The sequence below is a fragment of the Planotetraspora sp. GP83 genome, assembly GCF_041262585.1.
Taxonomy (GTDB): domain Bacteria; phylum Actinomycetota; class Actinomycetes; order Streptosporangiales; family Streptosporangiaceae; genus JAOEGB01.
On sequence record NZ_JBGCBZ010000004.1, the window covers coordinates 61,119 to 72,069 of the forward strand.

Annotated in this window: 10 protein-coding genes; 8 read left to right on the forward strand and 2 right to left on the reverse strand. The window is 69.9% G+C overall.

Going from position 1 to position 10,951, the window contains the following annotated elements; all coding sequences use genetic code 11:
* Window positions 1–69 precede the first annotated feature (69 nt).
* Window positions 70–1,923 carry a cytochrome c oxidase assembly protein gene (locus ABH927_RS06960; protein ID WP_370019151.1) on the reverse strand — a complete coding sequence of 618 codons (1,854 nt, stop codon included), beginning with the start codon at window positions 1,921–1,923 and terminating at the stop codon, window positions 70–72.
* 239 nt (window positions 1,924–2,162) lie between these two features.
* Here ABH927_RS06960 and ABH927_RS06965 point away from each other — a divergent pair, with 239 nt between their 5' ends.
* From ABH927_RS06965 to ABH927_RS06985, 5 genes are all read left to right on the forward strand, one after another.
* Window positions 2,163–2,723, forward strand: a complete 561-nt coding sequence (locus ABH927_RS06965; protein ID WP_370019152.1) for an MFS transporter — start codon at window positions 2,163–2,165, stop codon at window positions 2,721–2,723.
* A gap of 112 nt (window positions 2,724–2,835) precedes the next feature.
* Window positions 2,836–3,576, forward strand: coding sequence for a YcnI family protein (locus tag ABH927_RS06970; protein ID WP_370019154.1), 741 nt, complete (start codon window positions 2,836–2,838; stop codon window positions 3,574–3,576).
* A gap of 117 nt (window positions 3,577–3,693) precedes the next feature.
* Complete coding sequence (locus tag ABH927_RS06975; protein ID WP_370019156.1) at window positions 3,694–4,263, forward strand: copper resistance protein CopC; 570 nt, start codon at window positions 3,694–3,696, stop codon at window positions 4,261–4,263.
* A 75-nt stretch (window positions 4,264–4,338) separates the two neighbouring features.
* Complete coding sequence (locus ABH927_RS06980) at window positions 4,339–5,511, forward strand: TIGR02679 family protein (protein ID WP_370019157.1); 1,173 nt, start codon at window positions 4,339–4,341, stop codon at window positions 5,509–5,511.
* 134 nt (window positions 5,512–5,645) lie between these two features.
* Window positions 5,646–6,986: a M1 family metallopeptidase gene (locus ABH927_RS06985; protein ID WP_370019158.1), complete on the forward strand. Its 1,341-nt coding sequence runs from the start codon at window positions 5,646–5,648 to the stop codon at window positions 6,984–6,986.
* Between the two features lie 13 nt (window positions 6,987–6,999).
* Here the strand turns inward: ABH927_RS06985 and ABH927_RS06990 are convergent, their stop codons facing one another.
* Window positions 7,000–8,325 carry an MFS transporter gene (locus tag ABH927_RS06990; RefSeq protein WP_370019160.1) on the reverse strand — a complete coding sequence of 442 codons (1,326 nt, stop codon included), beginning with the start codon at window positions 8,323–8,325 and terminating at the stop codon, window positions 7,000–7,002.
* Window positions 8,326–8,597: 272 nt separating this feature from the next.
* Here ABH927_RS06990 and ABH927_RS06995 point away from each other — a divergent pair, with 272 nt between their 5' ends.
* The 3 genes from ABH927_RS06995 to ABH927_RS07005 are packed head-to-tail and all read left to right on the forward strand — an operon-like array spanning window position 8,598 to window position 10,949.
* A complete protein-coding gene (locus tag ABH927_RS06995) occupies window positions 8,598–9,620 on the forward strand; it encodes a PLP-dependent cysteine synthase family protein (RefSeq protein WP_370019162.1) in 1,023 nt (340 codons plus the stop codon).
* Window positions 9,621–9,630: 10 nt separating this feature from the next.
* Window positions 9,631–10,218, forward strand: a complete 588-nt coding sequence (gene epsC, locus ABH927_RS07000) for a serine O-acetyltransferase EpsC (protein ID WP_370019164.1) — start codon at window positions 9,631–9,633, stop codon at window positions 10,216–10,218.
* Complete coding sequence (locus ABH927_RS07005) at window positions 10,215–10,949, forward strand: class I SAM-dependent methyltransferase (protein WP_370019166.1); 735 nt, start codon at window positions 10,215–10,217, stop codon at window positions 10,947–10,949. Before epsC ends, ABH927_RS07005 begins: the two co-directional genes overlap by 4 nt.
* Window positions 10,950–10,951: the final 2 nt, after the last annotated feature.

The following is a 10,951-nucleotide window of genomic DNA, read 5'->3' on the forward strand; positions in this document are numbered from 1 at the left end:
GGAGCGCGTTTCGCGGACTGAGCGACCACCTGATCCACTACCGGGAGGCCGAGGCGGGCGGGCCGCTCGTCACGTCGCCGCCGACGCCGGCGACGAGACGCGCCGGAGGGCGCTGCGCCACCGGCCGAGCAGGAGCATCGCGAGGATCGCGATCGTGGTCATGGCCAGGCCGGCGCCGAGCAGCGCCCCGAGTCGTTGATCATGCTCACGTTCCGGAGCCCATGGCAGAGCGAGCCAGGCGTACCACCCTGGTCCCTGCAGTGGTCCTGCCATCAGAAGGAGCGCGATCCAGGCCTGCACGGCGATGGCGGCCACGAGCATCCTGGTGCGGATCACCGGCCCGATGGCCCGTGGGAGTGGGTCGACGCCCATGGCGACAGCGAGGAAGACGGCGGCGGATGCCACCACGAGGGTCTGGAGGGCGAGCCGTACGGCGAGGCTGGACTGGGCGAGCTCGAACAGGCCGGTGAGATACAGGGCCAGGTACGGCGCGGCGTAGAGGCCCAGCGCGACCCCGGGATGGGAGAGCGCGCGTCCGGCGGCGCTGTTGACCCGATCCCGCGCGAGCGGGTTGGCCTCCTGGTAGAGGGTCAGCGGAGCGCCGAGCACCAGGAGGGCGGGGCCGACGGCGCCCAGCAGCGCGTACTGCACCGCGTGGACGGAGAAGACGGCCGGCCCGTAGGCGCCGACCCCGCCGGCCAGGCCGTACAGGAGGACGAGGAGGCCCGCCAGCCAGGAGGCGGTCCTGCCGATGGGCCAGGCCTGTCCCCGCCGGGCGAGTCGCCGTGCTCCCGCGAGGTAGGCGACCGCCGCGCCGGCAAAGGCCAGCAGCACGATCGGATCGGGGCGTGTCTGGAAGACCAGGGCGCTCGGGGTGAGCGGGGGGACGGCGTAGCCGAGCACCTCGTGTTCGTGCAGTAGGCCCTCTCCTGGCTGAGGCGGGGCGGTGCGCGACAGCGCGACCGCCAGCCCGATCGTGGCGAGCATCACCGCGATCTCGCCGGTGGCGAGCCGGAGGAACGGCGTGCGGGTGGCGCGGGTCTCCAAAGCCGCGATCGTCGTACGGCGATGCCGCCGGCCGAACCAGCCCAAGGCGATCAAGGCGATGACCTTGGCCAGCACGAGGATTCCGTACCGTGATTGCCAGGCCTGGGCCACAGAACCGACGCGGATCCACGCGTTGATCGTGCCCGAGACGCCGACGGCGACGAAGCAGCACAGCGCGAGGGTGCTGAACCGTCGCACCGCCAAGACGAGATCGGCGGATCCGCGCAGGACGGTCACGAGCCCGAACAGCCCGCCGACCCAGACCGTGACGGCCGCGATGTGCAGCATCAGGCTGGAGATCGCGAGGTTGTGGTCCGCGGCCGATGCCGAATGCCCGACGTATGCGGGCGGCAGCACAGCGAAGATCGCCACGCCGAGCAGGAGCGCGCGCCCCCAGGCTCCGAGCGGCAGGAATGCTCCGATCGCGATGATCAGGGCCAGCAGGGTGACCAGCACGAACGCCTGGCCCTGCGGGATGTAGAAGAGGAAGGTGGGCAGCACCCCGGATCGCAGTGCCTCACCTATGGGCAGCCCGAGGAAGTCCGACAGGGTCAAGATCAGCGTGAGGGCCGCGCTCACCGCCCAGCCGAGCGCCCAGCGCCCGGCGGACCGGGTGATCGCCGCCGGTGAGCCGGTGCCGCGTGCGAGCGCCACGGCCGCCAGCAATGTTCCGGCGGTGCCCACCGCGCAGATGTCGTGGACGAGCCGGATGAGGGGAAGGCCGAAGGTCGTCAGTGTGCCCGGCGAGGGCAGCCCTTCGATGGTCGGCCTCGGCCGGCCGCCGCCGAACCACAGCGCGAGCAGCAGTACGGCCAATGCCGCAGCGAGGATGCCGGCGACGGCGAGCGCGCCCTGACGTCGGTTCGGATATCTCATCGTCGGATTCCTCGTATCAGGACCGACCCGCCGCGGTGATCCACCTGTTTTCCCGAGTATGTCCGCAAGCCGCGCCGGGGACGAGGCAAACGCGGAAGACAACGACCGCATGTTGCTCGAAACAGCGAATACGCAAAGCGCGGAGGTCGCCTGATATCCGCGCGCAATCACGAGCGGCGGGTCGCTGTTCCAGCCTCGCCGGAGATATCGAGGGCTTTATCGGATAATCTTCTGGCGTCATGCGCGCCAATCTGCCCTTACGGCTCGCGCGGTCGGCTGCCTTCGCTGTCGTCTGCGTGCTCCTTGCCGTCGGCGCGCACAGGTTCGCCGGAGGCGCCGGCCCGGCACCGCAGATCATCCTGTGGGGTGGGCTGGTCGTCATGGCGGTCTCGGCGTCACTGGCCGGACGCGAGCGGTCGCCTTCGACCGTCATCGGTCTGCTCCTCGCGGCGCAGGTGTTCCTGCACGAACTGTTCGGACCGGCCGTCACCCCTGTGGGAGGACCGCACGGGCACCGCTTGAGCGTGAGCCTGGGCATGCTCATCGCCCACCTCACCGCCGCTCTGATCACCGGCTGGTGGCTGGCCCGGGGCGAAGCGGCGCTGTGGGGCATCCTCCACAGGCTCGGGGCGGGCGCGATCCGATGGCTGGGTCTCCTGCTCGCCGTCCTTCAGGCCGATCTGGCCGGAGCGTCGGGCCCGCTCGTCGTGGGGTTCGAACGTGTCGAAAGGCCGCGGCAGGGCCGGGTCCTGCGGCACTCGGTCATCAGGCGCGGGCCGCCGGTTCTCACCGTCTTCTGAGCTCTCGCGCGAGCGGATGCGTATCCGCGGTCGGGCCGGCTTTCGCGCCGGCCGTGTCAGCTGTACGGCTCGCGCATTTTCGGCATTCACGTAGACGACTGGAGAATCCCTCATGGCACTGACCGCCATCACGCGTCGCGCCGCGGCCATCACAGCCGGTGCCCTCGCGCTCACCCTGGGCCTGGCCATGCCCGCTCTGGCCCACGTCACGATCAACCCGGGCACCGCCGAGAAGGGCGGCTGGACGAAGATCGCGTTCCGCGTTCCCAACGAGCGTGACAACGCCTCCACCACGAAGGTGGAAGTGCAATTCCCGACCGATCACCCGCTGCCCTTCGTCTCGGTCCGGCCGATTCCGGGCTGGGAGGTGAAGCTGACGCGGGGCAAGCTGCCCAAGCCTGTGGTCTCCGACGACGGAGACAAGGTCACCGAGTCCGTCCTGAAGATCACCTGGACCGGCGGGAAGGTCGAGCCGGGCCAGTTCCAGGAGTTCGAGGCGTCGGTGGGCCCGCTGCCCAAGGACGTCGACCAGTTGCAGTTCCCGACCGCCCAGACCTACTCCAACGGCGAGGTCGTCAACTGGGCCGACCCTGCCAAGGCCGACGGGTCGGAGGCGGAGCACCCCGTTCCGTCCCTCAAGCTGGTCGCGCCCTCGGATGACGAGGCCGGAGGCCACGGGTCCATGGGCCAGACGCCGTCCGCCGCTCCGGCAGTCGTCGCGATCAAGAACGACTCGCACGCCACGGATGGAAGCTCCGACAATACGGCCAGGCTGCTGGGCGGGATCGGCATCGTCGCCGGCATCGCCGGGGCGGCCGTCGGTGTCGCCGGACTGCGGCGCTCCCGCGCTTAGCGACTCCAGCAGAGGAAAAGGGGCCAAGCGCCGGCAGTGGGCGCTTGGCCCCCATCCAGCGTGATCATCGCCGCCCCTTGGCGTGCATTTCTTCTCCAATCGCTCGGAGTCGGAAATATGAAGTTCCTGAGCCTCAGAGCCCTGTTTCTGCTCTGCCTTTCCTGCGCGCTCCTGACGGTCTCGACTGCCCCCGCGCTGGCTCACGACAGCCTGAAGAGCAGTTCCCCCGCGAACAACGCCGTCGTGTCCGGGGTCGACCAGATCGAGCTGGAGTTCAGCGCGCACGTCAGCTATCCCGTGGTGATCCTCCACGATGCGGCGGGGCGCCGCTTCGAGTCCGGCGCTCCCCGCACCGATGGCCCGAAGGTCCTCGAAAGCGTCGCCGGGCCGCTTCCCTCGGGGAGCTATGTCATCGCGTGGCGGGTCGTCTCCTCCGACGGCCACCCGGTCGAAGGCGAGATCCCCTTCACGGTGCGGTCCTCGGCTGATCCATCGGCGGGCGTGGCGGCCCCGGCCACCTCGGCGGCCTCGGCGAATCCCGCCACTCCGGCGTCAACCGCCGACCAGACGTCAGGCGTTCCCGGTTGGGTCTGGGCGGGTCTGGCCCTGCTGGTGATCATCGGCGCGGTGGCCCTGCTCGGCGGGAGGAAGAAGGACGAGCGTCCCGGCACGGACCCCATCACCTGACACCAGGCGGGCCCGATCGGCTTTCCGCCGCGATCACCATCGGGGAGACGCCTTCCACGCCGATGCCCGCAGGGCATGCCCCGCTGTCAGCCCGCCGTGTGCTCGGCTGCGACCGGCGCGGTCACGCTACCCCGGGCGTCGGCGGCCCAGCGCCGCGCGGTCGAGCTGCTGCTCGGCCGCCGCGCGGGAGCGGGCGCCTCGCTGTCGGTCTCCCTCGGAGAGGTGGACCGGGTGCTGCGAACCAGCGGAGTCGCGCCCGAAGGGCTGCACGAGGCCGTCGTACGGCTGCGCGGCCCGGTTCGCGATCTGGCCGGAGAGAGCGCGGCCCATGCGGCGGCCTGGCGGCAGGCGTTCGCGCGGCTCGACGCTCTCGTCGCCGGTCGTCCGGAGCTGTCCGGCTGGCGTTCATGGCTGGAGACCACCGGGCTGGTCAGAAGGCTGGCTCCCACCCCCGACGAAGCGCGCCCGTTGCTCGACCACCTCACCGCGGCGCTGGACCGGCTGCCCTCACCGGGCGTTCCTCTCAGCCGCCTGGCCTCCGAAACCTGCGGCGACGCGCATGCGCTGGACGAGGGACGCCCCCTGGCCACATTCGCGCTGTCGGCGGCGCGAGCGCTGGGCGGCAGGCCGTACGCGAGCGAAGGCGGAGCGGACGCCCGCCGCGCGGCCTGGGCCGCGGTCGGCGTCCACCTCGACGACCTGTCCTCCCTCGTGCTCTGCCTGGGCCTGCCCGGCGACGACCGCACTCCCACCGGGCGCATGCTCAAGGCGGCCACGGCCGCGGGCGAGCCGTGCGTGCTGACCCTTCGCCAGCTACGCCGCCACGAGACTCCGCTCAGCGCCGGCCTGGTCAGGATCTGCGAGAACCCCGTCGTGGTCGCCGCCGCGGCCGACGAGCTCGGGCCCTCCTGCCCGCCGCTCGTCTGCACCGGTGGCCGGCCGTCGGCGGCCGTCTGGCGGCTGCTGGAGCTTCTCGCGTGCGGAGGCGCCGCGTTCGCCTACCACGGGGACTTCGACTGGGGCGGGGTCGCCATCGCCTCCGCAGTCCACGAACGGCTCCGCTTCCTGCCGTGGCGCTTCGACGCCTCCTCCTACGAGGCGGTGCCCTCATCGGCGCCACTGACCGGCCGCGCCTGCGCGACGCCCTGGGATCCGGAGCTGGCCCACGCGATGACGCGGCGCGCCGTACGGGTCGAGGAGGAGCTCGTCCTCCCCGATTTGCTCACCGACCTCGCCGCGCACGCGTAAGGCGAACTCTTGAAGCCTGCTCGACGGCACAGTAATGTCATTCGCTCGCTACGAGCGATCATTGACCGGCAGTTGACAAGAAGTTACATTACGTCGGCAGATCGGGGGGGTCCTCGAAGGGAGAACCGTTCCTCATGGTGCGACGAGTCCTGATCTCCACTGCGGCAGCCGTACTCTTCCTGGTTTGGGGTGTTCCATCAGCCGCCTTCGCGGTGGACGGCACGCGAACTCCATCATCGCCCTCCTACACGGTCGCCCTGACCAGCAACGCGTCGGGCAGCACATGGACAGGACACGAGAGCGTCACCTTCACCAACCCGTCCGCGGACCCGTTGGCCGAGGTCTACCTCCGGTTGTGGGACAACTACCACGGGACCTGCCCCTCCACACCGGTCACCGTGACCAACGTGACCGGGGGCACGCCGTCCCCGCTGTCCGTCGCCTGTACCGCGCTGAAGATCACACTGCCCACCCCGCTCAACCAGAACCAGAGCACCTCGGTCGGGTTCGACCTGAGCATCGTGGTGCCCACCGGCGCGGACCGGTTCGGCCACGACGGGTCCTACAACTTCATCGGCAACGCGCTGCCGGTGCTGGCAGTCCGCGACGCGAGCGGCTGGCACCTCGACCCGTATACCAACAACGGTGAGTCCTTCTACGCGCTCATCAGTGACTACTCGGTCACGCTGGACCACCCGGCCTCGCTGCTCGTGCCCGCCACCGGCACCTCCGTCGACACGCCGGGGACGTCCGGCCGTACGATCACCAAGGCCACCGCCAAGAACGTCCGCGAGTTCGCGTGGGCGGCCGGGCCGTTCGTCAGGACCACCGGCACCACCACCACGGGCGTCGTGGTGAACGTCTACCGGGTGAGTTCGGTCAGTGCGGGCAGCGCCGGCTCGATGATGACCACCGCGAAGAACGCGCTCGTCGCCCACGCCGGGCGGTTCGGGGCCTATCCGTACGGCGAGACGGACGTGGTGCTGGACAACAACTTCTGGTTCGGCGGCATGGAGTATCCCGGCTTCGTGCTCGACGTGGTCAGCTCCACGGCCCTCGCCCACGAACTGGCCCATCAGTGGTGGTACGGCATCGTCGGCGACGACGAGTACAACAGCCCGTGGCTGGACGAGTCGTTCACCGACTACGCGACCGACCTGTACAACAACATCTCGGGCACCAACTGCTGGAACAGCGTCTCCTGGCAGTCGCCGGCCGAGAAGATCAGCAATTCGATGGCCTACTGGGACGCCCATTCGAGCCGGTACGGAACCGTGGTCTACAACTACGGCAAGTGCGCGCTACACGACCTGCGGCGCACGATCGGCACGACGGCGATGCAGAACCTGCTGAAGAGCTACGCCACCGCCCACTGGTACGGGATCTCGACCACCGCGGACTTCAAGGCCGCCGCCCAGGCCGCGACCTCGGTCGACCTGTCGTCGTTCTGGACCACTCACCGCATCGACGGCTGACCGGTTCGCTCGGTCAGGTGCTCGCGGGGGAGAGCTCGGCCGCGCCCTCCCCCGACGCCGCGCCCTCCCCCGACGCCGCGCTGTCCCCCGAGGTCTCGGCGGGCGCCGGCGCGGGTGGCGTACGGACGGCGACGAGGCCGAGCGCGATGGCGGTGAGCGAGCAGACGGCGAGCACCGGCCAGACCTGGTGCCCGAGCTGGATGAACAGCCAGCCGCCCACCAGCGGACCGGCGGCCGTGCCGAGCCCGACGACGAACTGGAAGGCGCCGATGTACCTGCCCTTGAGACCCGGCGGGGCCGCGATGCCGGGGTACGCGTAGATCGCCGGGCCGCTGACGATCTCGCCGAGCGACCAGATCAGCGTGCCGGTGATGACGACGGCGGGGCCCATCGGCAGGCCGTAGAAGGCGACCCCGGCCCCGACCAGGGCGAAGCCCGACACGACCGTCACCCTGAACGGCCAGCTCTGCGAGAGCTTCGTCACCAGCAGCTCGAACGCGATCACGATGAAGCCGTTGAGGGACACCGCCAGCGTGTACCAGAAGATCTTCAGCCCGGCCGCCTTCACGTCGAGCGGCAGCGTGGACAGGTACTGCACGTAGACGATCGAGTGGAGGAACATGGCGGCGAGGTAGAGGACGAAGCGCCGGTCGCGGAGCACCGCCAGGTGGCGCGGTCCGGACTCGCCGGTCCCGGTGCTCGTGCCGGCGGCCCGGCCGGGCGGCAGCGCGACCCGGGCGAGCGCGGCGTAGACGAGCGCGATCAGGGCCTGACCCAGGAACAGCAGGTCGTAGCGCTGGTGGTTGAGGTTGTACAGCGCGAACCCGATCAGCGGCGCGGCCGTGGCGCCGACGTTCAGCCCGAACCGGTACATCGCGAAGATCATGATCTGCCGGCCCTCGGGCGTCAGCTCCGAAAGGAGCGTGGCGGAGGCGGGCCGGTACATCTGGCCCATGAGGCTGACCAGAGCCACCGCGCACAGCAGCAGCGCGTAGTTCGGGAGGAACAGCAGCGAGGCGATCAGCGCGCTCGAGCTGCCCATGCTGATCACGGTCGCGTTCCGCGCCCCGAGCCGGTCGGCCAGCGCCCCGCCTATGAGGACGCCGACGATCGCGCCCGCGCCGTGGACACCGAGCGCGATCACGGCCTGGCCTGCCGAATAACCCCTGGAGGTCAGGAACAGCACCAGGAAGATGTTGAGGAACCCGCTCAGGCGGTTCACGAATATGCCGGCCAGAAGTATCTTCACCGCCAGCGGCGACTCACGGAACGTCGCCCACACGGTGGCCCTGTTCTTGGTGGCGGTCTTCTCGGTAGCGGACCTCTTGGTGGCGGTCATCGTCATAGTTTCCGCGAACCGTTTCACGTCCTCAATCGCAATCGTGCGGAAAAACCGCCGAATCTGAGCGCCTCGCCTGACACGGAAAATGGCGCGCATTATAACAGCCCTGCTGTCGATTTACATCCCTCACGCAAGCAAATCGAATCGCGCAATTGAGAAGATGCACCCCTGTCCGGCTGGTTGTGACGATAAGTCCGCGTCGCAGCGTGATCGTGCACAGGGCTCCCAGCCTCGCGTACGCCGAAGTCCGACCCCCGGAGAGGACTCGAATGATCAGCGGAACCTTCTGCCGGCTGGACGACCCGCTGCCCAGCCTCCGGCTCACCCCCATCGACGACGGTCCGGCCCTGCGCCGGTACCCGGGCCTCGCGGCATGCCGCGACCTGATCGGTAACACCACTCTGCTTGACGTGCCGTCCCCCGAGGGCGGCGCGCGGATCGCGGCCAAGTGCGAGTTCGAGAACCCGGCCGGCTCGGTGAAGGACCGGGTGGCCTACGCGCTGCTGTGCGAGGCGATCCGCGGCCACGACGAGAGCGGACCGCCACTCAAGATCCTCGACTACTCCGGCGGCAGTCTGGCCAGGGCGTTCGGCTACCTGGCGCAGTTCACCGGCATCCCGATGCGGTTCACGCTGCCGGCCTTCATCCCCGCGAGCTGGCTGCGCGCCATCGAGGCGTACGGCGTGCAGGCCGACCTGGTGGACGGCGCCAAGGGGATCATGGGCATCGTCGACCTGGCCCTGGACATCGCCGCGAAGGACCCGAGCTGGACGCTCCTCTACCAGCACCGGAACCTGGCGAACGTCGCCGTCCACCTCTACGGCACCGGCCACGAGATCCTGCGCCAGCTCGGCGACAGGAAGCCCACGCACTGGATGGCCGGGATCGGCTCAGCGGGCACGCTCGCCGGTGTCGCGCTCGCCCTGCGCGCGAAGTTCCCCGATCTGGCGGTCGCCGGCATCACCCCCGCCGAGATGCCGTACGGCACGCCCGCCCTTCCCAACACGCAACCCAAGTTCTCCGGTGGTGGCGGGCTCGGCTACGGGCTCCTTCATCCCTTCGTCGAGTCGTTCGTCCCGGACACCACGCACATCACGCTGACCGCCCCCGAGGCGTTCTCGGCGATGCGCCGGTTCCTCGACCTCACCGGCATCCGCATCGGGAGCTCCTCGGCCGCCAACTGGCTCGCGGCGTGGCGGCTGGCCGAGACGCTGCCGCCGGACGCCCTCGTCCTCACCGTGTTCGCCGACGCGGGACCACCAGAGGAATGGGAACGCGCCGTTTCCTCTTAGGAGACTGATCATGGCTGGCCTGCCGCAAATTCTGGCTCGCGCCGAGGAGGATCTCCACACGGTTATGGTCCGGGACCCCTCGATCCACAGCGTCGGAGAGGCGCTCCTCCATCCGATGATCCCCGCGATCTGGGCTCACCGCCTGGCCCACGCGTTGATCCGGCGCCGGCACCGCGTGCTGGCACGGTTGGTGAGCAACGTCGCGCGCGTCGTCTCCGGCGGCATCGAGATCCATCCCGGAGCCGTGGTGGGACGCCGCGTCTTCATCGACCACGGGGCCGCCGTGGTGATCGGCGAGACCGCGATCGTCGGCGACGACGTGACGATCTACCAGCAGGTCACGCTGGGTGCGGTCGGCTGGTGGCGCGACAGTCTGAGGCCCCCCGGAGAGCGCCGCCATCCGCGAATCGGCGACCGCGTGGTCGTCGGCGCGAACGCCACCGTGCTCGGCCCGATCGACGTGGGCGACGACGCGGTGATCGGCGCCCAGTCACTGGTGCTGCACGACGTCGCCCCGGGGACCCACATGGGCGCCCCGGCGGCGGCACCCCATCAAAACGGCATGAGCCGGCGATTACCGAAAGTAGGGATCCGATGACGACCGCTGTGTCCACCGACACCCACTGGAACGAACTGAACACCGACTACGACGTGGTGCTGGCCACCGACCCGTCGAACGTCGCGCTGCTGGCCGGCGTGCTCGACCTGCTGCCACGCGACGCCAAGAGCCTGCTGGACCTGGGCAGCGGCACCGGCCGCCTCACCGCGATGTGCCGGGAGATCCTCCCCGACGCCGAGTTCGTCGGCCTGGACCCTGCGCCGAACATGGTGGCCGACGCCCGCGTGAAGTTCGCCGGCGACCCGAAGACCCGGTTCGTGGAGGGCGCGGCCGAGGACCTCTCCCAGTTCGCCGACGAGTCCTTCGACGTCATCATCTCCAGCTTCGCCCTCCACCACCTCAGCCACGAGGACAAGCGGGTCTCGGCGGCCGAGGCGTTCCGGGTGCTCAAGCCCGGTGGGCGGTTCATCAACGCCGACCAGTACTGCCGGGTGATGGGCGAGCCCGGCGATCGCGACCGGGTGCTCGACGTCTTCGAGCTGCTGACCGCCAAGGCGCGCTACTACCTCCTGCACGCCAGCCTTGAGCGCATGCTGCTCCAGCTCGACCTGCTGCCGCTGTTCATCCGCGAGGACGGCGAGATCCTGGCCACCGCCGAGTTCTGGGTCGAGGCGCTTTCCGACGCCGGTTTCGCGGACCCGCGGATCGTCGCGACCGAGCCCGTGGAGCTGTTCAACCGGGTCGTATGGGCGACCAAGCCGGGCCAGTGACG